At 57.4% G+C, this 20,295-nt stretch carries 21 protein-coding genes and 1 tRNA gene; 6 read left to right on the forward strand and 16 right to left on the reverse strand.

Annotated elements, in window-relative coordinates:
- Position 1: 1 nt before the first annotated feature.
- The 4 genes from AC2FLE_RS12805 to AC2FLE_RS12820 form a co-directional block, all read right to left on the reverse strand.
- Positions 2 to 832 (reverse strand): carbohydrate ABC transporter permease, encoded by an 831-nt coding sequence (locus AC2FLE_RS12805; protein WP_142639541.1) that lies wholly within the window; start codon positions 830 to 832, stop codon positions 2 to 4.
- A 12-nt stretch (positions 833 to 844) separates the two neighbouring features.
- Complete coding sequence (locus AC2FLE_RS12810) at positions 845 to 1,711, reverse strand: carbohydrate ABC transporter permease (RefSeq protein ID WP_142639539.1); 867 nt, start codon at positions 1,709 to 1,711, stop codon at positions 845 to 847.
- 107 nt (positions 1,712 to 1,818) lie between these two features.
- Positions 1,819 to 3,120, reverse strand: a complete 1,302-nt coding sequence (locus AC2FLE_RS12815) for an ABC transporter substrate-binding protein (protein WP_496697468.1) — start codon at positions 3,118 to 3,120, stop codon at positions 1,819 to 1,821.
- A 95-nt stretch (positions 3,121 to 3,215) separates the two neighbouring features.
- On the reverse strand, positions 3,216 to 4,241 hold the full coding sequence (locus AC2FLE_RS12820; RefSeq protein WP_142639537.1) for a LacI family DNA-binding transcriptional regulator: 1,026 nt from the start codon (positions 4,239 to 4,241) through the stop codon (positions 3,216 to 3,218).
- Between the two features lie 114 nt (positions 4,242 to 4,355).
- On the opposite strand from AC2FLE_RS12820, the gene xylB reads away from it, so the two are divergent.
- A complete protein-coding gene (xylB, locus tag AC2FLE_RS12825) occupies positions 4,356 to 5,792 on the forward strand; it encodes a xylulokinase (protein ID WP_496697470.1) in 1,437 nt (478 codons plus the stop codon).
- Between the two features lie 8 nt (positions 5,793 to 5,800).
- Here xylB and AC2FLE_RS12830 read toward each other — a convergent pair whose 3' ends face one another.
- The 8 genes from AC2FLE_RS12830 to AC2FLE_RS12865 form a co-directional block, all read right to left on the reverse strand.
- The gene (locus AC2FLE_RS12830) at positions 5,801 to 6,319 is read right to left on the reverse strand and encodes a GNAT family N-acetyltransferase (RefSeq protein WP_496697472.1); all 519 of its coding nucleotides are present in this window, start codon (positions 6,317 to 6,319) and stop codon (positions 5,801 to 5,803) included.
- On the reverse strand, positions 6,316 to 6,870 hold the full coding sequence (locus AC2FLE_RS12835) for a helix-turn-helix domain-containing protein (protein WP_496697474.1): 555 nt from the start codon (positions 6,868 to 6,870) through the stop codon (positions 6,316 to 6,318). Before AC2FLE_RS12835 ends, AC2FLE_RS12830 begins: the two co-directional genes overlap by 4 nt.
- A gap of 112 nt (positions 6,871 to 6,982) precedes the next feature.
- On the reverse strand, positions 6,983 to 7,999 hold the full coding sequence (locus AC2FLE_RS12840) for a Fe(3+) ABC transporter substrate-binding protein (RefSeq protein ID WP_496697476.1): 1,017 nt from the start codon (positions 7,997 to 7,999) through the stop codon (positions 6,983 to 6,985).
- Between the two features lie 247 nt (positions 8,000 to 8,246).
- On the reverse strand, positions 8,247 to 8,813 hold the full coding sequence (locus AC2FLE_RS12845; RefSeq protein ID WP_271951874.1) for a hypothetical protein: 567 nt from the start codon (positions 8,811 to 8,813) through the stop codon (positions 8,247 to 8,249).
- A 20-nt stretch (positions 8,814 to 8,833) separates the two neighbouring features.
- The gene (locus AC2FLE_RS12850) at positions 8,834 to 9,355 is read right to left on the reverse strand and encodes a hypothetical protein (RefSeq protein ID WP_142639525.1); all 522 of its coding nucleotides are present in this window, start codon (positions 9,353 to 9,355) and stop codon (positions 8,834 to 8,836) included.
- The gene (locus AC2FLE_RS12855) at positions 9,345 to 9,731 is read right to left on the reverse strand and encodes a hypothetical protein (protein ID WP_271951870.1); all 387 of its coding nucleotides are present in this window, start codon (positions 9,729 to 9,731) and stop codon (positions 9,345 to 9,347) included. The genes AC2FLE_RS12850 and AC2FLE_RS12855 overlap by 11 nt, the downstream gene beginning before the upstream one ends.
- Before the next feature lie 185 nt (positions 9,732 to 9,916).
- A complete protein-coding gene (gene ykgO / locus AC2FLE_RS12860) occupies positions 9,917 to 10,042 on the reverse strand; it encodes a type B 50S ribosomal protein L36 (protein WP_008562923.1) in 126 nt (41 codons plus the stop codon).
- 90 nt (positions 10,043 to 10,132) lie between these two features.
- Positions 10,133 to 10,207, reverse strand: a tRNA-Val gene (locus AC2FLE_RS12865).
- Positions 10,208 to 10,355: 148 nt separating this feature from the next.
- Here AC2FLE_RS12865 and AC2FLE_RS12870 point away from each other — a divergent pair.
- Entirely contained in the window at positions 10,356 to 11,216 is an 861-nt protein-coding gene (locus AC2FLE_RS12870; protein ID WP_496697479.1) for an N-formylglutamate amidohydrolase, read from the forward strand.
- Between the two features lie 2 nt (positions 11,217 to 11,218).
- On the opposite strand, the gene AC2FLE_RS12875 is transcribed toward AC2FLE_RS12870, so the two are convergent.
- Together AC2FLE_RS12875 and pyrF are read right to left on the reverse strand one after the other, a co-directional pair.
- Positions 11,219 to 12,472, reverse strand: a complete 1,254-nt coding sequence (locus AC2FLE_RS12875; RefSeq protein ID WP_496697481.1) for a DNA polymerase IV — start codon at positions 12,470 to 12,472, stop codon at positions 11,219 to 11,221.
- 359 nt (positions 12,473 to 12,831) lie between these two features.
- A complete protein-coding gene (gene pyrF / locus AC2FLE_RS12880) occupies positions 12,832 to 13,536 on the reverse strand; it encodes an orotidine-5'-phosphate decarboxylase (RefSeq protein WP_496697483.1) in 705 nt (234 codons plus the stop codon).
- A gap of 139 nt (positions 13,537 to 13,675) precedes the next feature.
- On the opposite strand from pyrF, the gene AC2FLE_RS12885 reads away from it, so the two are divergent.
- Positions 13,676 to 14,008, forward strand: coding sequence for a hypothetical protein (locus AC2FLE_RS12885; protein WP_142639515.1), 333 nt, complete (start codon positions 13,676 to 13,678; stop codon positions 14,006 to 14,008).
- Between the two features lie 125 nt (positions 14,009 to 14,133).
- Entirely contained in the window at positions 14,134 to 16,752 is a 2,619-nt protein-coding gene (clpB, locus tag AC2FLE_RS12890; protein ID WP_142639513.1) for an ATP-dependent chaperone ClpB, read from the forward strand.
- Positions 16,753 to 16,805: 53 nt separating this feature from the next.
- On the opposite strand, the gene AC2FLE_RS12895 is transcribed toward clpB, so the two are convergent.
- Together AC2FLE_RS12895 and AC2FLE_RS12900 are read right to left on the reverse strand one after the other, a co-directional pair.
- The gene (locus AC2FLE_RS12895; protein ID WP_496697485.1) at positions 16,806 to 17,429 is read right to left on the reverse strand and encodes a class I SAM-dependent methyltransferase; all 624 of its coding nucleotides are present in this window, start codon (positions 17,427 to 17,429) and stop codon (positions 16,806 to 16,808) included.
- 46 nt (positions 17,430 to 17,475) lie between these two features.
- On the reverse strand, positions 17,476 to 18,291 hold the full coding sequence (locus AC2FLE_RS12900; protein ID WP_271951861.1) for a cyclase family protein: 816 nt from the start codon (positions 18,289 to 18,291) through the stop codon (positions 17,476 to 17,478).
- A gap of 255 nt (positions 18,292 to 18,546) precedes the next feature.
- On the opposite strand from AC2FLE_RS12900, the gene msrP reads away from it, so the two are divergent.
- Positions 18,547 to 19,449 (forward strand): protein-methionine-sulfoxide reductase catalytic subunit MsrP, encoded by a 903-nt coding sequence (gene msrP, locus AC2FLE_RS12905; protein WP_496697487.1) that lies wholly within the window; start codon positions 18,547 to 18,549, stop codon positions 19,447 to 19,449.
- Between the two features lie 4 nt (positions 19,450 to 19,453).
- Positions 19,454 to 20,077 carry a protein-methionine-sulfoxide reductase heme-binding subunit MsrQ gene (gene msrQ / locus AC2FLE_RS12910; protein ID WP_271951856.1) on the forward strand — a complete coding sequence of 208 codons (624 nt, stop codon included), beginning with the start codon at positions 19,454 to 19,456 and terminating at the stop codon, positions 20,075 to 20,077.
- Positions 20,078 to 20,295: the final 218 nt, after the last annotated feature.

Here is a 20,295-nt window from a genome sequence, read left to right on the forward strand (position 1 = left end):
CTTATTTCACGGCGCCGAAGGTCAGGCCGCGGACAAGTTGTTTCTGGCTGAACCAGCCAAGGATCAGGATTGGTGCGATTGCCATGGTCGATGCCGCGCTGAGTTTGGCAAAGAACAGGCCCTCGGGGCTGGAATAGCTGGCGATGAAGGCCGTCAGCGGTGCCGCGTCGACTGCGGTCAGGTTGAGGGTCCAGAACGCCTCGTTCCAGGCGAGGATAAAGTTCAACAGGATGGTCGAGGCGATACCGGGCACCGCCATGGGCGTCAGCACATAGAGGATTTCCTCTTTCAGCGTTGCCCCGTCCATGCGGGCGGCTTCAAGGATCTCGCCGGGGATTTCGCGGAAATAGGTGTACAGCATCCAGACAATGATCGGCAGGTTGATCAGCATCAGAACCACAACCAGACCCGCGCGGCTGTCCAAAAGCCCAAGCCGGATGAACAGCAGGTAGATCGGGTATAGAACACCGACCGCAGGCAGCATCTTGGTGGACAGCATCCACAGCAGGATGTCCTTGGTGCGTTTTGACGGCACAAAGGCCATCGCCCAGGCGGCGGGCACCGCGATGATCACGCCCAATATGGTCGAACCACCCGCGATGATGACCGAATTCCACAGGAACCGCATATAGTCCGAGCGTTCCTGAACGATGGCATAGTTTTCCAGCGTCCAGTCAAAGTTCAGAAACAGCGGCGGGCTGGCGATGGCCTGTGCTTCGGTTTTGAAGCTGGTCAGGATGGTCCAGAGGATCGGGAAAAAGATCAGCAGCCCAACGGCCCATGCCAGGGCGGTGTTAAGCGACTTGCGACGGGGTGTAACTGAGCGGCTCATATCGTTACCTCCTCACGCGTCCAGGTTCTTGCCGACGATGCGCATCAGGAAGATCGCAACGATATTGGCAAGGATGATTGCATAGACACCTCCGGCTGATCCAAGGCCGACGTTCTGGCCCTCTAGCACGCGCTGGAAGATCAGGTAGGTGAGTGTACGGGTGCCGAAGGCGCCGCCGGTGGTTACGAAGATTTCGGCGAAGATTGACAGCAGGAAAATGGTCTGGATCAGGATCACGATGGTAATCGCGCGGCTTAGATGCGGCAGGATGATATGGTAAAAGCGCTTGAGCGGTGGCGCGCCGTCCATTTCTGCGGCCTCCAACTGTTCACTGTCCAGCGACTGGATCGCAGTCAGCAAGATCAGCGTCGCAAACGGCAGCCATTGCCACGATACGATCATGATGATTGACGTCATCGACGCCTCGGATAGCCAGGAAACTGGCTCAGCCCCGAAAAAGCGCCACAAATGGGCCAGCAGGCCATTGACCGGGTCCATGAACATGTTCTTCCAGACCAATGCGGAAACGGTCGGCATCACAAAGAACGGTGCGATCACTAGGATGCGGACAACGCCTTGGCCCCACATCGGCTGATCCAGCAGCATTGCCAGAAGGATGCCCAGAACGACCGTGATGGCAAGCACGCCGCCGACGATCATCAGCGTGGCCTGAACCGCGGGCCAGAAGGAACTGGAGGAGACGAACCGGACGTAGTTGTCCAAGCCGACCCATCCCAGATCACCGCCGCGCAGGGGCAGGTATTTCTTGAAGGAAAAATACAGCGTCATCGTCAGAGGCACGAGCATCCAGCCAAGAAGCAGGATCACTGCAGGTGCCATCATCAGGCGTGCAACTGATCGGGAATGTTGAGTAGCCATGACGCAAAACCTCTCTGTTCAGGCATAGCTCAGCCTGCGAGAAAAACGCGAGTTGTGGAAGGGTGAAGCGGGGGACAGACCTCTGTCCACCCGCTGGGAAGGAGGCCTTAGTAGCCTGCGGCTTCCATTTCTTCGGCAGTGAAGGCTTGCGCTTTGGCAAGAGCTTCTTCTACCGTTTGCTGCCCGGCATAAACTGCCGAGAACTCCTGGCTCACCTGCGTGGCGATCCCTGCGAATTCCGGGATCGCTGCAAACTGAATACCAACGTAAGGCACTGGCTTTACAGTCGGATTGTTCGGATCAGCCGACAGGATCGAGTCCAACGTCATCTTGGCGAACGGAACCGCCTGATAATCCGGATTCTCGTACAGTGACGTACGTGCGCCCGGAGGCACGTTGGCCCAACCTTCGTTTTCGGCTACGAGTTCGATGTAGTCTTTGGATGTCGCCCACTCGATGAACTGTTTGGCCGAGTCTGCCTGTTCCGTACCAGCCGGAATTGCCAGAGCCCACGCCCACAACCAATTCGAGCGCTTGCCAAGCCCAGTGTCGGGTGCAAGTGCAAAGCCAACGCTATCCGCGACTGTAGAGTCTGTCGGGTTGGTCACGAAAGAAGCCGCGACCGTTGCGTCGATCCACATGCCGCATTTGCCCTGCTGGAACAACGACAGGTTTTCGTTAAATCCGTTAGTGGCGTAACCTGCGGGGCCGGACTCGTTCATCATACCTACGTAGAAGTTCAACGTGTCAGCCCATTCAGGCTGATCGAACTGCGGCTTCCAATCTTCATCAAACCAGCGCGCACCAAAGGAATTGGACATCGCTGTGATGAAAGCACCGCCTTCGCCCCAACCGGCCTTGCCGCGCAGGCAGATTCCGTTGATATCAGCGTCGCGATCGGTCATCGCAGCAGCCGCTTCGCGGATGAACTCCCAAGTCGGAGCGTCCGGCATTTCCATACCCGCTTTTTCCATCAGGTCAGTGCGATACATGATCATCGAGCTTTCGCCGTAGAACGGAGCCGCGTAGAGCGTTCCATCATGGCTAAGGCCGCCTGACATGGCGGGCAGGATGTCACCTACGTCGTATTCATCCGACAGCCCGTCCAGGGGAACCAACCAGCCGTTCGCGCCCCAGATCGGCGTCTCGTACATACCGATGGTCATGATGTCGAATTGGCCACCTTTGGTGGTGATATCCGTTGTCACGCGCTGGCGCAGCACGTTTTCTTCCAACGTAACCCACTCGACATCGATGCCGGTCGCTTCGGTGAATTTATCGGTATAGCCCTGCATCCGGATCATGTCGCCGTTGTTCACGGTCGCTATTGTTAAGGTATCCGCTTGGGCTGCTGTCGTGGCGACGAAAGTCATTGCTGTCGCCGCACGAAGTGCGTTCTTGAGATACATCCCTGTCCTCCCTGAGCTTGGATGTCGTGCAGAGAGGGTAGTTTTAAAATTGTCGCGCCGTCAATAAAAACTTTACGCGCGTTAAAAATTTGAAGTCACGCGGAATCCCTTAAAACCAACCTTGCGGGGAAAAGAGTCTCGGTTCGAGTGTCAAATTTCCCCCCGTTTTCAATGAGTTCAAACAAAGTCTCCACACTGCGCCCGGCTACGTTGTCATAATCATGTGCTGCTGTAGTCAGGGATGGGCATGTGAATTTTGCAAAGGGATGGTCATCATTTGAGGCCAAGCGCAGCGTAGAATCGTCTTTGCGACCGACCCGAATCCCCTGTTCATAGCAAGCAGCAAGAAAGCCGATGGCCAAACGGTCGTTGCTGCACAAGACCGAGTCCGTCCTCAGCTCGCGATCTGACAGAACTTTCAGCGCCCCCCTGTGACCGATTTCCTCAAATGCCCAACCCTTGCCGTCGACTTTGATGATATGAGGATCGAACCCAAGGCGCTCCATCACTTCGATATAGGCCTTCCGTCGCTTGTTGGCGTTTGGGTTGGCGGGGGTGCGCATTTCGAAGAATGAAGGCGGTTCGCCGGTGCGGGTCATGTATTCGACTGTCTGCGAAACAAAACTGAAATTGTCCGATCCAATAAAGGCTGCACCCAAACCTTCAAGATTGCTGTCAAACAGGACTGTTGGAACATTGGCGCAGAATTTCTCGATCGCCGTCCGATCCGAGGTGCGCCCCAAAGGTGCCAACAGCACTCCGGCGGGCTTCATGGATTTCAGGCCGTCGAGAATTTCGTTTTCCAGCTTGGGATCGCCATGCGAGCTAAACAGGGACGGGCGATACCCCGCAGCAATACAGCTTTGTTCAAGATAGCGTGCGATTTCGGCAAAGAACGGATCGGCAAGATAGGGAACCACGATGCCGATATTCTTGGTCAGCTTTCGGTTCTGGTTCACCGCATAGATGTTGGGGCGATAGTCGAAGCGCTCAAGCGCCTCTTCGATGCGGAGCCGTGTTGTGGGTCGAACGCTGTCCGGATCCTGAAAATACTTCGATACGGTGGGCCGAGAGATGCCGCTGAGGGCCGCAAACTCTTCCATGTTCCTGATCTTCGTCATGCCAGTCTGTTCGTCCACCTTGATCTTATCATAGTTTTACATATTCTTTGCGCGCGCAAAAAAAATCAATAGCCTGGCCGGTGATATCGGAATTATGCAAGGCAAGGGGTGTGAATGTATCTTGGGATCGACATCGGAACGTCAGCGGTCAAACTTGTCTGCGCGGATGCCGGCCGACTTCTTGCGACCTCGTCAGTCAGCATCGGAACGTCGTCGCCACAGCCCGGCTGGTCCGAGCAGAACCCGGAGATTTGGTGGCAGGCGACGCGCGATGCGTTGGGCCTGCTTGCTGGCGAAATCTCCCTGTCGGATGTGAAAGCAGTCGGATTGTCGGGGCAGATGCACGGGGCTGTGCTGTTGGACCGCGACCAATGCCCTATCCGTCCGGCGATTCTGTGGAATGACAGCCGCGCGGTCCGCGAATGCGACGACATTCGCGCGGCACAGCCGCAGGTTGGTCACATCGCAGGCGTCTTGCCCTTGCCCGGCTTTACGGCGCCCAAGATTGCTTGGCTGAAACGGCATGAACCGCACAATTTTGCCCGACTCTCCCATATCCTGCTACCCAAGGATTATGTCGGCCTACGCCTGCATGGAGAGCTGGCAACCGATACTTCCGATGCCGCAGGAACAATGTGGCTCGACCAGGCTTCACGCCGCTGGCATACCGGAATGGCGGAAGCCACGGATGTCGCTGTTGACTGGCTGCCGCAGGTGTTCGACGGCCACAATGTCGTTGGCACGGTAACAACGCAGGCTGCAGTTGAGACCGGATTGAACTCCGGCGTGCCCGTCGTGGCCGGAGGTGGGGATGCGGCAACCGGTGCGGTGTCATTGGGCGCAACCGAACCTGGACGTGGGTTTATCTCGTTGGGGACATCCGGACAGTTGTTTGTTGCGGATCGTAAATACAAGCCCAACCCCGAACGCTATGTCCATGCGTTTGCGCATACATTGCCCGACCGCTGGTATCAAATGGCGGCGATGCTGAACGGGGCAAGGCCCATTTCGTGGATTGGTGATCAGCTGGGGCTGTCCGCTGCCGAGGTTGTCGGGCTTGCTGAAACCGTCAGCGGTGATCGCGTGCCCATTTTCCTGCCCTATCTGACAGGTGAGCGCAGCCCCCTGGGGGACCCGCATATTCGAGCCTGTTTCTTTGGCCTTGAGGACGCTACAACGCGTGCCGAGATCTGCCGCTCGGTGGTCGAGGCAATCGCCTTTTGTTTTGCTGATGCGGCACAGAGTTTTGGCGACACCATTGACAGTTTGCCAGAGCTTGCAGCGATTGGCGGGGGCAGTCGATCTGATCTGTTGCTGGGTCTGATTTCAGCTGTAACCGAGAAGCCCATAGTGCGTTCAGTGGGGGCGGAGTCCGGCCCGGCCTATGGCGCCGCCCGGCTGGCGGCCTGTGCTGACGGTGCGCTGACCATAGCTGATCTGGCCGAGCAACCTGCGACGACGGACAGGTTCGAGCCTGTAGAAATGCATGCGTTATTTGAACGCCTGGGGCGGTTTCGGCGGCTTTATACTGCCGTTAGCACCGTGGACTGATCGCCCTCTCAGCTAAGGTCTTTGAACATGAAGGTTGTTGGTTCCAGCCGATCATTTTCCGGGCTGCGGCAGTAGTTCGGAATCTCTCCGGCAATTTCAAACCCAAGGCTTTGATAGAGGAGGAGCGACGGGTCCGTGCTGCGCGTGTCCAGCACCAAAAGGGACCGCCCCAGTTCGCGTGCCCGCGCCTCAACCGCCGCCATAAGCGCCCGCCCAATGCCCCGCCGTCGCGCGCGGGGATGAACAAGCAGCTTGGACACGTCGGCGCGATGCGTTTGGTTGGGTATCGCGGCAGGCACCAGCTGTGCGGTGCCGACAATCCGTTCGCCATCACGATAGACGAATATCTCGGCCGCGCCGGACTGGATGTTTGGCCAGACATGGGACTGCCAATAGCGCAGCGCGTCACCCGACGGAAATGGCTGAATGAACCCGATACTCGCCCCGTCATGCACGCAGGCGTGCAGTATCTCTGTCAGATCGTTCAGGGCTTGGTTCAGATCATTGGCCGCCAGTCGTAAGATCATATCAGCACCATCAGGTACCGAGCACCTCGGTCGGCTTGGGTTTCGAACCGTGTCGGGCCAGACAGGTGATAGCGCAGGCAATCCCCGCTCGTCAGATGATGCGCGGTTCCATCCACGGTCAGGGTCAGGCCACCGTCCAGCATGATCAGGTGATGCTCCTGCCCGTGTTTTGGCGGCGTGTCATAGGTGATCACAACGCCTGGGGGCAGATGGCCTTCCATGACCTCTCCGCCAAGACCCGCGGCCGGAGGGGAGACGGATCGGCGGGTAAAGCCGGTTTCGGGGTCGCGCCATTCGGGTTGATTTTCGAAGGGAACGCGGGGGGCGAAACTGTCCTCGACCATCATCAATAGACGCGACATCGGCAGCCCATAGGCGGCACTTAACCGGCCCAGAGTTTCCGCGGTGGGGCTGACATCCCCCTTTTCCAAGCGCGACAGGGTGGCCCGGCTGACACCGCTGTGTTCCGCCAACTGATCCAGCGACCATCCCCGCGTTTGGCGAAGTTGATTCAGGTGGTTTGCAAGGCGGTCGGATAGGGTATCAGGCATGGCTCGTATATGGGAATCATTTCCGTATATGAGATTATTGACCAGAAAACATAAATTCACAATAGAAAAAGGGCGCAGAAAACTGCACCCTTCTGCTCGATAGAATGAAAGATTACTTCCAGCCGGCCTCGTTAAAGATCTTCTGTGCCTCGGGGATGTTTTTGGCGACCTCGGACAGGTTGATCTCGTCGGCTTTGAACTCACCCAGCGCTGCCACGTTATCCGCAAGGGCGACGCCTTCGACCGCCGGGAATTCGTCATTGCCGTTCGAGAAATAGACCTGCGCCTGATCGCTGGCGAGGTATTCCAGGAACTTGATCGCGTTGTCCTTGTTCGGGGCATTTGCGGCCACGCCGGCACCGGACAGGTTCATGTGCGCGCCTTCGGCTTCTTGCGCCGGGAACTGGACGCCGATCATGTCAATCTCAGCGCTCAGGCCTTTGACGTCTTTACGCATTGCACGGGCAAAGTAGTAGGAGTTCGAAACGGCGATCTCGCATTCACCCGAAACAATGCCGCGCAGCTGGTCAGTGTCACCGCCCTGTGGTTCACGCGCCATGTTCGCGACCATGCCTTCGGCCCAGGTCTTGGCGGTTTCCGCACCGTGGTTTGTGATGATCGAGGCCAGCAGGGTCTGGTTATAGGTGTTACTGGACGACCGGATGCAGACCAAACCTTTGTATTCGGGCTTGGCCAGATCCAGATAAGACGCGGGCGGGTTGGTCACATCGGCCTTGTCAAAGAAGATGATCCGCGCGCGCTGCGAAAAGCCATACCACTGGTTGTCTTCGTCCTGCAGGTTGGCGGGGATACGTTCTTCCAGAACTGCGCTTTCGACCGGCTGCAGGATACCCGCGTTCTTGGCACGCGCCAGACGCGAGGTATCAACGGTCAGCAAGATATCTGCGGGTGAGTTCGCGCCCTCGGCTTCCATCCGGGCAATCAGCTCGTCCGCTTTGCCTTCGATGCGGTTGATGGTTATACCAGTGGCCTCTTCGAAATCGGAATAGAGGCGTTCGTCGGTGTCGTAGTGGCGCGAAGAATAAAGGTTCAGTTCGCCCTCGGCAGCGGCAGAGGTCGCGATCAGGGCCGTCAGGGCGGCGGCAACGCAGGTAGAGGATTTCAGCATCATGTGTCCCAACATTGAAAATCGGCGCGGGTAATAACCCGACTGAAATGGTCAATTAAACGATTCTCAGGGGGATGCAAGAAATTCCGACAAAATTAGTTGGTCAAATCACCGCCAACATGTCGCTGGCCCCGACCAAGTGGTACTGCACAGCGGGGCCTGAGGGTCGGCAAAGCCGATCCTGGCTACGCCGTCATGGCTGACCTAGTCGTGTTGATTTAAGAACTGAAAAATCGAGAGATGCTGCTTAGCGCTTTCTCTGTCTTTTTTCAGGTTCAGGTGGAGACGGGTCCGGGACAGGTGCGGGGGCCGGCTCAGGGTCTGGGTCGTCGGTCAACACCGGTTCTTTTTTCAGCATGACCTGTGTGACAGCTTCCATATATTTCTGCAGCAAGACCGGAGGATCGGCCGGGGCCAGTTTGATGGTCAGCCTGCTTGCACCTTCTTGGCTGTAAGCATAGCGTGAGGAATAGCTGGCATTGACCTGCGCTGCGACAGGGCCCCAACCACCTTTGACCGAAGCGCTGCCCGCTTTTTCGGTTTGCTTGGTCATTGAGATCGCCATTTTGACCTCAATTTCGGCTTCTTGCACCGCGTAGAATGCGGGTAGAAAGCCCATGGAAACCAAACTGAATTCTTTGGGGGGGCCATTGGGGTTGGACAGGTCCGGAAGCTGGATCTTCTGATCGGCCATATATTTGGCGACATCTGTAGAATGTCGATCCAACTCGGTCTGCGACTCGGCAACGGAAAGCGCAAGCTTTTGAACCATTTCCGCAAACGGGACGTTTAGCAGTTCCTGCCCGATACTCATTTCCAATCTCCTCTGTTAATTCAGTCTTTCTCAATAATTTGCGTGGCGGTCCGCCTCCTGACGGAAAAAGTGACTTTGGATGCGTTCTGGCTGATCGCCTGCTTTCGGGCATTCGTCGCGATTTGGGCTTTGGTGCCGTCCTGACCCAACCCAACAACCGCTTCGACTTTGACGTTGTCGATGGTGAAATCACTGCTCCCATCAGACCCGGCGAGGATCTGTTCACCCAGGGCTTGCGAGAATTCCTGCGCGTTGACGACCTGTGTGTCAGGATCGTCCGCTCCCATTGCCGCGCGGCCCTCGGCCATCGGGTTCATCACCGGGTTACCCGCGCCCATCAACATGCCGCCGCTGCCTTCTTCCAGATCGTCGATCCGTTCTTGGAGGTCGTTGATCGTCTCGAGCAGCGCGACTTCGCGCGCCTCCATTGCCGTCATGCGGTTTTCAAGTGACTGAAGCAGAGTGGTGAATGCCTCGGGCATCTCGGTGACGCGGACATCTATGGGCGCTCTTTTGGGGGCTTTGACTTTCTTAGTTGCCATCATTGCCATCCAAAGATCTGCTCTCATCTACGGGACCGGGCGCGAAACGCATTCGCATCGTGGACGCGCTTTTGGAATCGAGCGTGTCTGTCTGAGTCAATTTCGGGCCAAAAATAAAGGTGCCAATCCTGCTGCGTTGGCCTTCTTCGGTGGAACTGCTCATCTCCATGACGACCTTCAGTTCCACATCGACATCCTGCATGTGATAAAAGACCGGCGGGATGCCAAGATCGCGCAGTTCCTGGGGATAGTTCTTCAGCGCTTTCAGCTGATCAATGCTAAGCTGTTCGGCCGCCTGGGCCACACTGCGGCCTATATCGGCTACCATGTCGGTCAGAGTTGTTCCGAATATCTTGTCCAGATCATCGTTGGCCAATCCGACCTCCCGTCATAAAATCACGGAAAGCGTAGCACGAGATCGCCCTATCACAACGTTGAATCTTAGAACCGAACTTTCTGAGCGAATTCCTGCAGTTCCGTCCGCATTACATCTGGTTGAAATGCCGGACAAAAAAAACCGCACCCGAAGGCGCGGTTCTTTGAATTCAGTATGTGCAGTTCTTAGCCCTGACGAGCTTTGAACCGACGCTGCGTCTTGTTGATCACGTAGACGCGGCCTTTGCGACGCACAACCCGGCAATCACGGTGCCGGTTCTTGAGCGAGCGGAGCGAGTTCTTGACCTTCATGGGTCTGTCTCCAATCTGCGGCGCCTTCATCAAGGACGTGGCCAGCGCCTGGGTTTGCGGGTGCCCCGGAAATCCGAAGCAGTGAGTTCATGGTGGGCGGTACAAGGATCGAACTTGTGACCCCTTCGATGTCAACGAAGTGCTCTACCGCTGAGCTAACCGCCCATGAAACCGTCGCGTGGCCAACCCCATAACGAAATGGGGCGCGGAACCCCGCGCCGGTAGCGGGGTCTATAAAAGGAGTCGCAAAAGGGTTCAAGGGGTTTGGTAGAACTATTTTCCGGTCTATGTTTGGTGCGAACAAGGAGTCGCCATGCAAAACGCTGCTTACCTACTGGATATGCCTGCCAAGCGCACGTCCTGTGTGGTTTTTTCCTCTCCGCATAGCGGTCGAAACTATCCAAATGGGCTGATGAAGCGGTCGGTTCTCAGCCAAGATGTGATTCGTTCTTCCGAGGATGCTTTTGTGGATCAGTTGTTTTCATCAGCGGCGGACCATGGTGCGCCACTGATTTCGGCGATGATGCCACGCGCCTATGTCGATCTGAACCGCAGCGCAGAAGAGCTGGATCCAGCCCTTATTCAGGGCGCGCGCCGCCAAGGCCATAACCCGCGGGTAGCGTCCGGGCTGGGGGTGATTCCGCGTGTGGTCGCCAATGGTCGAGAAATCTATCGCGGTAAGCTGACCATGGATGAGGCGCGTCTGCGAATCGATACCTGTTGGCGTCCCTATCATGCCCGGATCAAATCGTTGCTGGCAGAATCGCATCAGGAATTCGGGCAGGCGATTCTGATCGACTGTCATTCGATGCCGCACGAAGCCGTGGCCCTTGCGTCCACAGTCAATTCCAGACGTCCCGAGATCGTGCTGGGGGATCGGTTCGGTGCCTCTGCAGCGCCAGAGGTCGTCGAACAGATAGAGGCCGCTTTCGTCTCGGCGGGTCTGAGCGTGGCCCGAAATACGCCGTTTGCCGGGGCCTATGTGACCCAGACCTATGGACGCCCCAGCCGCCACCAGCATGCTGTACAGATCGAGATCGACAGATCCCTGTATATGGATGAAAGCAGGATCGAGCCGAATGACAATTTCGCTGCCTTCAAAGAGACCCTGGGCGAAATCATCATGGATATTACGCGGATCGGGGGTGAATCGCTGCAGCTTGCAGCCGAATAACCTCAGCGCAGGGCACGTCCTTTGACGATGGCATCCGTCCCAAAGCGGCGGCGAATCTCATCCGTGGCGCGTTCGGCCTGCGACCTGCGCGAGGCATCCGGATCCAGCAGATCCCCTGAAATATCCGCCTGATCCTCGGGGCACAGATCCGACAGGCCACACCCCAACAGCCGATAGGGGCCCTGATCACCAACCTGATCGAACAGCGCCCGTGCTGTGCGATGGATCCGATCGGCGATCTGCGTGGCATCGCGAAGAGAAACGCGTCGCGTAATGAGTTTGTGATTGGCCCGTTTCAGTTTGAGCGTCACAACCCGCCCGGCCAGCCCCTTGGCCTTGGCCCGATCCGAAACTTTTTCCGCCATCCGCCAAAGGTGCCCATCCAGAATGTCGGCATTGGCCGTATCTTCAAAAAAGGTCGTTTCGTTGCTGATGGACTTCATCGGTTCATGTGCCGAAACCCGGCGCTTGTCCTGACCGCGGGCCAGATGCCACAGCCGGTAGCCCATGGAGCCAAACCGCGCGGTCAGATCCTCTTGATCCCAGCGCAGTAGGTCCGAGAACAAGCGTATGCCTGCACGGTCCAGCGATTCCTGCGCCGCAGGGCCTATGCCCCAGATCAGGCGCACTGGCTTGTCGTTCAGAAACGCGGATGTCTCTTCCTTGCCGATCACCGAAAATCCGCGCGGCTTGTCCAGATCGGATGCGACCTTGGCCAGAAACTTGTTATGTGACAGCCCGATTGACCCGGTCAGCCCCAACTCGGCCTTCATCCGCTTGACCAATCGTGCAAGCATGACGGCGGGTGGAGCGCCGTGCAGACGTTGCGTGCCGGATAGGTCCATGAACGCTTCGTCTAGGGACAGCGGTTCAACAATCGGAGTCAGCTCGTCCATCATCGACCTGATTTGGCGCGAAGCCTCGGCATAGACCGACATGCGCGGTTTGATCACGACAGCGTCGGGGCATAGTTGCAACGCCTTGAACATCGGCATTGCAGAACGGACGCCGCGAATCCGGGCTACATAACAAGCCGTAGACACAACACCGCGCTTGCCGCCCCCGATAATGACGGGTTTGTCGGCCAGCTCCGGATTGTCCCGTTTTTCGACAGAGGCGTAGAAGGCATCGCAATCCATATGTGCGATGGACAGGTCAAACAATTCAGGATGCGTTTTGATGCGCGGGCTGCCGCAGTCCGGGCAGCGGCGTTCTTTCGTCAGTTCTGTCAGGCAATCTCGGCAGAGGCCGGGCATTTTCTTTTCCCGTCTTCCATGCGGTCCGTAAGGTTCGGTGACTATATCATTCGCATGCCACGGGCAAAACCCGCACAGTGAGGGTAGGAACCAGATCTGCCAAAAGAAGGCCCCCCGCAAAGTGGCGGGGGGAGGTGACGGACCTCAGGAAGAGATGGTCCGCGGGGAGTATCACCTACTTAGAATCTCTCAAAATCGAATTTTTCGATAGAACCCAGTTCACACAGTGGAAACTCGTGTTTTGCATGTGTGTTTTGGGGCACAGGGACGATTTGGCGCGGGTCGGGCGAAAAGTGACCTTAGGTCAACTGTTTGCGGGTTGTTCTTGCGAAAATTTTGCCTGATTTAGCCGGTTTGCCCTAGTGTCGGGATAAGGAATTTAACTCTGCAAGCACCGCTTCTGCGGCGGCTTTAGGGTCTTGCGCCTGATAGATTGGGCGCCCGACGACAATGTGATCGGCACCATCACCGATGGCATTTGCCGGGGTTGCGACCCGTTTCTGATCTCCCAACGCGGCACCGGCGGGCCGAACGCCGGGTGTCACGATCAAGCGGTTTTCGGCTTGGGGCAGGGCACGGATCAGCGCGGCCTCTTGCGGGCTGGCGATGACGCCATCGGCACCCGCCTCCAACGCTTTGGCAGCGCGTTCGACAACCAGGTCCTGGACATCGCCCGCTTTCAGCAGGCTCGCATCCAGATCATCCCGGTTCAACGAGGTCAGGACGGTCACGGCCAGGATCTTGAGGTCTTTGCCAGACGCACCCTCTTTGGCGGCCCGCACCACGTGCGGGTCACCATGTACGGTCAGGAAATCCAAATCGAACTGTGCCAGACCGCGCACCGCATTTTCCACCGTATTACCGATGTCGAACAGTTTCATGTCCAGAAAGATGCGCTTGCCCTGATCCTGCTTTAACTCGTTCGCCAGGGCTAGCCCGCCCCCTGTCAGCATTCCCAGGCCGATCTTGTAGAATGAGACACTGTCCCCCAGCCGCTCGGCCAAGGCCAGACCGTCGAGGGCGTTGGGGACATCAAGGGCTACAATCAGGCGGTCATCGGACATTGGGGGCTCCTTTTTGGCAAACGTCTGCGTCCTAACGGTTTCGTGCGCTTCTGTCCATGCGCGCCTTACGTGATTCAGATCACGGCAGAGGTTTCCGACTGTGCTATTATCGCGTTGTGCAACTGGGACGGAATTCGGAATGAGACAGTTTACGAAACCCACTATCGCAATCTGCGCGGGGCTGATGCTGGCCGGGTGTCAGGACATGGCGCTGGAAAAAGAGGCTGCTGATACAGTCCTGAGGTCTCCGACAAACGACAACCTCCGGCTGATTGGCGGTTATCGTTCGATGGATGATGACTGTCAGGTTACGGGGGAATCCGCCTTTACCGTGGATTTTCTGGATGACGCCGCCGATCTGGTTTCCTGCCCGACGGGCAGCGATGCGGCGCAATCGCTTGTCGATATGTACGGCGCGCGTTCTGTCGCGAAAACTGGGGGGTATACAGTTTATTCTGTGCCGCGTCGGTAGGTTGGATTCTGTTGGCAGACCCCTTGAACCGGGCAAGATATTTCCCAGATTGAATGTGAGGCCCAGACCGACGCGCGCTGCCAGGCGGGCGCGTCAAAACAGGGCGCTTAGAGAAGGAGCAAAATATGGACTTGAACAAGTTCACCGAGCGGGCACGAGGTTTCGTGCAGGCAGCGCAAACGATTGCGATGCGCGAGGGGCACCAGAGGTTGACCCCTGAACATATACTCAAAGCCTTGATGGACGATGATCAGGGGCTGGCCAGCAATCTGATCACCCGCGCAGGCGGAGCGCCCAGCCGTGTCGTTAACGCACTGGATGCGTCCATGGCCAAAATTCCAAAGGTCAGCGGCGATGCGGGCCAGGTTTATCTGGATGGTCAGACCGCCAAAGTTCTGGATGAAGCTGAAAAGATCGCCACCAAGGCAGGCGATAGTTTCGTGCCGGTTGAACGTATTCTGATGGCGCTGTGCATGGTGAAATCCAAAGCCAAGGATGCTTTGGAAGATGGCGCGGTGACGGCGCAGAAACTGAACGAAGCCATCAATGACATCCGCAAAGGGCGCACCGCTGACACCGCCTCGGCAGAAGAGGGCTATGATGCGCTCAAGAAATACGCGCGTGACCTGACCGAAGCGGCTGCTGAGGGCAAGATCGACCCGATTATCGGGCGGGATGAGGAAATCCGCCGCTCGATGCAGGTTCTGTCGCGCCGCACCAAGAACAACCCCGTTCTGATCGGCGAGCCCGGCGTGGGTAAAACCGCGATTGCCGAAGGTATGGCCCTGCGCATCATCAATGGGGATGTGCCGGAATCGCTAAAGGATAAAAAGCTGCTCGCGCTCGACATGGGTGCGCTGATCGCAGGTGCGAAATACCGTGGTGAATTCGAAGAACGCCTCAAGGCGGTTTTGACCGAAGTGACCGAAGCCGCCGGTGAAATCATCTTGTTCATTGATGAGATGCACACGCTGGTTGGCGCGGGCAAATCCGACGGCGCGATGGATGCTGCCAACCTGATCAAGCCTGCGCTTGCCCGGGGTGAGCTGCATTGTATCGGTGCCACCACGCTGGATGAGTATCGCAAATACGTGGAAAAAGACGCGGCTTTGGCGCGCCGGTTCCAGCCGGTTGTGGTTCAGGAACCGACTGTCGAGGACACGATCAGCATCCTGCGCGGTATCAAGGAAAAGTACGAGTTGCACCATGGTGTGCGTATCTCGGACTCGGCTTTGGTGTCGGCAGCGACCCTGTCGCATCGCTACATCACTGATCGCTTCCTGCCCGATAAAGCTATCGACCTTGTCGATGAAGCGTCGGCTCGCTTGCGGATGGAAGTGGACAGCAAGCCTGAGGAACTCGATCAGCTGGATCGTCAGATTCTGCAGATGCAGATCGAGGAGCAGGCGCTGAAGCTCGAAGATGATGCGGCATCGAAGGATCGTCTGGAAACCTTGCAAAAGGATCTGGCCGATCTGCAGGAGCAATCCGCCGAGATGACTGCACAGTGGCAAGCCGAACGTGACAAGCTGGCTGGTGCGCGCGATCTGAAGGAACAGCTCGACAAGGCACGGGCCGATCTGGAAATCGCCAAACGCGAAGGCAACCTCGCCAAGGCAGGTGAGCTGTCCTATGGCGTCATCCCCGAGCTTGAGAAGAAGCTGACCGAGGCCGAAAACGCCGAAAGCAGCCAGATGATGGCCGAGGAGACGGTGCGCCCCGAACAGATTGCAAGCGTTGTCGAACGCTGGACGGGAATCCCGACCTCGAAGATGCTGGAAGGCGAGCGCGAAAAGCTGCTGCGGATGGAAGACGATCTGCATTCACGCGTGATCGGTCAGGATGCAGCGGTGACCGCCGTGTCCAACGCTGTGCGCCGTGCTCGTGCAGGTTTGAACGACGAAGGCCGTCCGCTGGGTTCGTTCCTGTTCCTCGGACCAACCGGCGTGGGGAAAACCGAGCTGACCAAGGCGGTGGCGAACTTCCTGTTCGACGACGACAACGCGATGGTGCGCATCGACATGTCCGAGTTCATGGAGAAACACGCGGTTGCCCGTCTGATCGGCGCCCCTCCAGGCTATGTCGGCTATGACGAAGGCGGTGTGCTGACCGAAGCCGTGCGGCGCAGGCCCTATCAAGTCGTGCTGTTCGACGAGGTCGAAAAGGCGCATCCGGATGTGTTCAACGTGCTGTTGCAGGTACTGGATGATGGTGTGCTAACCGATGGTCAGGGCCGCACCGTGGACTTCAAGCAGACGCTGATCATCCTGACCTCGAACCTCGGCTCTCAGGCGCTCAGCCAGTTGCCCGACGGTGCCGACAGTGCACAGGCACGGCGGGATGTGATGGATGCGGTCCGGGCGCATTTCCGGCCCGAATTCCTGAACCGTCTGGACGAAACGATCATCTTCGACCGCCTGAAACGGGGTGATATGGATGGCATTGTCGATATCCAAATGGCACGCCTGCAAAAACGTCTGGCTGCGCGGAAGATCGAGCTGGTTCTGGACGACGGGGCTAAGGAATGGCTGGCCAACGAGGGCTATGACCCGGTCTTCGGTGCTCGCCCACTGAAACGCGTGATCCAACGCGCCTTGCAGAACCCGCTGGCCGAGGCGCTGCTGGCGGGTGAGATCAAGGATGGCGAGTCTATTCCGGTCACCGCCGGGGCCGAGGGCCTGATCATAGGCGATCGGCTGGGCACGTCTGAGCGACCACGACCGGATGATGCCGTGGTGCATTGAACCTAAACTGATTGTTGAATGGACCCGCTTGACTGGTGGGTCCATTCTTGAATTTACCCGCGTTTTTTTGCGACTAACCCCCGGCTTGTCCGAGAGGGTGGGCCAGATGGGAAAGAATAGACCGTTTCGCAATCAAAACCTGCTTCATCTAGCAGCTCTAAGATCTCCGCGCGCTGAAACGTTCTATGTCGCCATTGCAACCAGATGATGGCGTTACACCAATGTGGCTTTGATACCACCAAAAACAGGCGACCCCCCGGGCGCAGCAGTCTGTGAATGTCTTGCAAGGCTTGGGACGGATCTGCGCAATGTTCAATCACATGGGCCGCAAGAGCTACGCTCACGGGGTCTAGATTGACATTACCTAGCACCCCTTGGGCTAGTTCTGGTTCGACCCCCCGCGCCCGCAGAGCTTTTTGGCCTTGCCTGATCATCCCCGCGCTGGGTTCAAGTAAGGTTATCCTGGCCGGTTTTCCGTGGACCGCTACCCAGGCCTCGGCGAAGGACGCAGTGCCAGCCCCAATATCGACCACATGTGTCACGTCGTCAGCGACAGGCAATCCCGAGGTCAGGAATTCTAGGTAGCCATCATAGTACCCAAGCGCGCGCATCTTGTCCCGCCACCGGGGCGCGGCTGTATCGTAACGATGCGTGATTTCGGCAATGGGTTTGGGCATCGGTCCGTGCTTTGAAGGTATGCTGCATCACTAGTGCATCGTGGCTTTAGACCAACGCGAATATCCGTGCCGGACCTCCGGTGCCGCCAGCATGTTTCGGTGCGCCGATGACCAGCGTGGCCCCCGCGGCCGGAACCCGATCCAGGCCCGCAAGGCATTCGATGCCAAACCGACCCGAGGGCAGCCAGGCATAGTGGGTCGCGAAATCAGCAGACATGCCGTGATCCAGCGACAGGGTATCCACCGCAATCGACCGCGCGCCGGTGTCTTCCATTAACATCTGCGCCGCTTCGACGTGAAACCCGGGATAGTGCTGCGCCTCACCGTCGAAATTGCGGAACCCGTCCGTGGCGGTCTTGCCGGACCAACCGGAATGCATCGCCACGCAAGCGCCGTCGGGGATGTCTCCGTTGGCCGCAATCCACGCCTTCAGATCGTCCGGGGTAACGCGGGTGTCGGCGTCTTCGGCCGCGCGGGCGGCGATATTGACGACACAAAGCGGTGCAACCAGATCAGTCACCGGTATCTCATCGACCGACATACCATCCGCGGAAAAATGCAGGGGCGCATCTATATGCGTGCCGGTATGTTCGTTGATCGACAGATTGAACAGGTTAAAGCCGTGATCCGCGAAGTTGAACGCCTGTTCGGCGGAAATGCCGGGTTCGCCTCCCCAGGTCGGAAAGTCGGGGCTGAGCGTATGGGTCATGTCCTCGACCCCGCCATGACCTGCGGCCAGCGCTGCTGGTGCAATCGCTCCGGTGGTCGCAGCCGCAACGCTCGTGGCGGCCGCAGCTTTGAAGAAACTCCGCCGCGACAGCATTCGATCTTTGACGGCATTCATAACGCAGATGTCACACATTCTTCTTCTCCCACTGGTGGATTTCAATCGTTGGATGGGTCGTCCATCTTTTCCCTTGTTGGTAATACCTGCGGCCCAGCCTGCATTTTTGAGGCCTGCGTTGTAAAGGTGGTGACCACAGGTGGTGCCGCGACAACAGCCTCACCCCCCCTGATACGTTACAAACTGGTCGCTCAATCGTGAGGCCTGTTTCCTTGGCTCTGTGCTATCAGCGGACTACCTCACCTCAGAGGATGTATGAAGACGGAGACTTAGATGGCGCATCGCTGGACCAACACATTGACACATGCCGACGTCACCCCCCGGGCGGCGTTTCTGAACCGGCGCCAGATGATGGCCGGGATGGCGGGTGTCGGATTGGCAGGGCTGGCGCAGGGGGCAGCCGCGCAAGAGGCGCTGGAGCCGAATACCTGGGAAGAGATCACCGGTTATAACAATTATTACGAGTTTGGTACGCGGAAAGAAGATCCTGCAAAATACGCCTATACTCTTGTTACTGAGCCGTGGAGCATCAAGATTGACGGTCTGGTGGACAAGCCCGGCGATTACAATTTCAAGGACATCCTGTCCGAAATGACCGTCGAAGAACGGATATACCGGTTTCGCTGTGTCGAGGCTTGGTCGATGGTGATCCCCTGGAACGGGTTTGAACTGGCCGACCTGCTGAACATGGCCGGTATTCAGGATGGCGCCAAATACGTGGCCTTTGAAACCGCTTATCGTCCAGATGAAATGCCGGGTGTTCAGTATCCGGTTCTGGACTGGCCGTACCGTGAAGGTCTGCGGCTGGACGAAGCAATGCACCCGCTGACCCTGATGGCCACTGGTATTTATGGCCGGCCGATCCCGAACCAGAACGGCGCACCGTTGCGTCTGGTGGTTCCGTGGAAATACGGGTTCAAATCCATCAAGTCGATCGTTCGCATTACGGTGTCAGATGTTGAGCCACCGACAAGCTGGAACATGGCCGGTCCGCGCGAATATGGTTTCTATAGTAACGTGAACCCCAATGTGGATCACCCGCGCTGGTCGCAGGCCTCGGAGCGTCAAATCGGCGGTGGGCTGTTTGCCAAGCGCATCCCGACGCTCATGTTCAATGGCTACGAGGACGAGGTCGCCGGGCTTTACGAAGGCATGGATCTGTCCAAGCATTATTGAGAGTATGAGCGCGCTGAACCAGATATTCCGTCGGATCCCTGTTTGGGCCGTCTATTTGCTGGGGGTCCTGCCGGCACCCTGGCTGTTCTATCAAGGGCTGACCGGAGGTTTGGGTGCCGACCCGATTGAGGCTCTAGAGCATAAGTACGGCAAACTGGCATTGCAGTTTTTGATTGTTGTTCTGGCTATATCGCCCCTGCGCAGGTTTGTCGGCGTGAACCTGATCAAGTTCAGGCGGGCGCTGGGCGTTTTGACATTTATATATATCAGTCTGCATCTTTTGGTTTGGCTGGTATTGGATGTGCAGGCCCCCGGGCAGATCTGGGCGGACATCCTGAAGCGCCCCTATATAACTGTGGGTATGGCGGCATTTGTTCTGACGCTGCCACTGGCCGTGACGTCGAACAACTTTTCAGTACGGCAGCTTGGCCCGGGCTGGCGCGCGCTTCAGCGTTTGGTCTATCCGGCAGCAGTTCTGGGGGGCGTGCATTATGTAATGCAGGCCAAAGGATTTCAGATCGAACCCTTGATCTATTTGTCCGTGATTTTGGCTTTGCTTGCTTTGCGCCTACCGATCTCGACCCTGATGAGCCGATTCCGGGGTGCGATTCCGCCCGACTCGGCCTGAGTCTCTCGGTAAGCCTGTGCGAAACACAATTTTCCGTACGCATTTTGGCGGTTGGTCGCCGTATTTGGGCCTGGTAGTATTTGTAAGTATTTGTTTTATTTCATTAAATAATAGTTCTGAAGATTTTCGCGAGTTTCGGGAATTTTCCGCTTGCGGTGTATGTTTGTAATGCTTAGAACCCCCTTCACCGGCGCTGCTGAGGCGCTTGGGACACACTG

The organism is Ruegeria sp. CDSA077, assembly GCF_059612265.1.

Bases quoted from the DNA above. Each gene is read 5' to 3' on its own strand.
- AC2FLE_RS12870 (WP_496697479.1), top strand. From the start codon at position 10,356: ATGCAAAACGCTGCTTACCTACTGGATATGCCTGCCAAGCGCACGTCC.
- AC2FLE_RS12820 (WP_142639537.1), bottom strand. From the start codon at position 4,241: ATGACGAAGATCAGGAACATGGAAGAGTTTGCGGCCCTCAGCGGCATC.
- pyrF (WP_496697483.1), bottom strand. From the start codon at position 13,536: ATGTCCGATGACCGCCTGATTGTAGCCCTTGATGTCCCCAACGCCCTC.
- AC2FLE_RS12830 (WP_496697472.1), bottom strand. From the start codon at position 6,319: ATGATCTTACGACTGGCGGCCAATGATCTGAACCAAGCCCTGAACGAT.
- AC2FLE_RS12815 (WP_496697468.1), bottom strand. From the start codon at position 3,120: ATGTATCTCAAGAACGCACTTCGTGCGGCGACAGCAATGACTTTCGTC.
- AC2FLE_RS12885 (WP_142639515.1), top strand. From the start codon at position 13,676: ATGAGACAGTTTACGAAACCCACTATCGCAATCTGCGCGGGGCTGATG.
- ykgO (WP_008562923.1), bottom strand. From the start codon at position 10,042: ATGAAGGTCAAGAACTCGCTCCGCTCGCTCAAGAACCGGCACCGTGAT.
- AC2FLE_RS12875 (WP_496697481.1), bottom strand. From the start codon at position 12,472: ATGCCCGGCCTCTGCCGAGATTGCCTGACAGAACTGACGAAAGAACGC.
- AC2FLE_RS12850 (WP_142639525.1), bottom strand. From the start codon at position 9,355: ATGGCAACTAAGAAAGTCAAAGCCCCCAAAAGAGCGCCCATAGATGTC.
- AC2FLE_RS12900 (WP_271951861.1), bottom strand. From the start codon at position 18,291: ATGTGTGACATCTGCGTTATGAATGCCGTCAAAGATCGAATGCTGTCG.
- AC2FLE_RS12835 (WP_496697474.1), bottom strand. From the start codon at position 6,870: ATGCCTGATACCCTATCCGACCGCCTTGCAAACCACCTGAATCAACTT.
- xylB (WP_496697470.1), top strand. From the start codon at position 4,356: ATGTATCTTGGGATCGACATCGGAACGTCAGCGGTCAAACTTGTCTGC.
- AC2FLE_RS12895 (WP_496697485.1), bottom strand. From the start codon at position 17,429: ATGCCCAAACCCATTGCCGAAATCACGCATCGTTACGATACAGCCGCG.
- AC2FLE_RS12840 (WP_496697476.1), bottom strand. From the start codon at position 7,999: ATGCTGAAATCCTCTACCTGCGTTGCCGCCGCCCTGACGGCCCTGATC.
- AC2FLE_RS12810 (WP_142639539.1), bottom strand. From the start codon at position 1,711: ATGGCTACTCAACATTCCCGATCAGTTGCACGCCTGATGATGGCACCT.
- clpB (WP_142639513.1), top strand. From the start codon at position 14,134: ATGGACTTGAACAAGTTCACCGAGCGGGCACGAGGTTTCGTGCAGGCA.
- msrQ (WP_271951856.1), top strand. From the start codon at position 19,454: ATGAGCGCGCTGAACCAGATATTCCGTCGGATCCCTGTTTGGGCCGTC.
- msrP (WP_496697487.1), top strand. From the start codon at position 18,547: ATGGCGCATCGCTGGACCAACACATTGACACATGCCGACGTCACCCCC.
- AC2FLE_RS12805 (WP_142639541.1), bottom strand. From the start codon at position 832: ATGAGCCGCTCAGTTACACCCCGTCGCAAGTCGCTTAACACCGCCCTG.
- AC2FLE_RS12845 (WP_271951874.1), bottom strand. From the start codon at position 8,813: ATGAGTATCGGGCAGGAACTGCTAAACGTCCCGTTTGCGGAAATGGTT.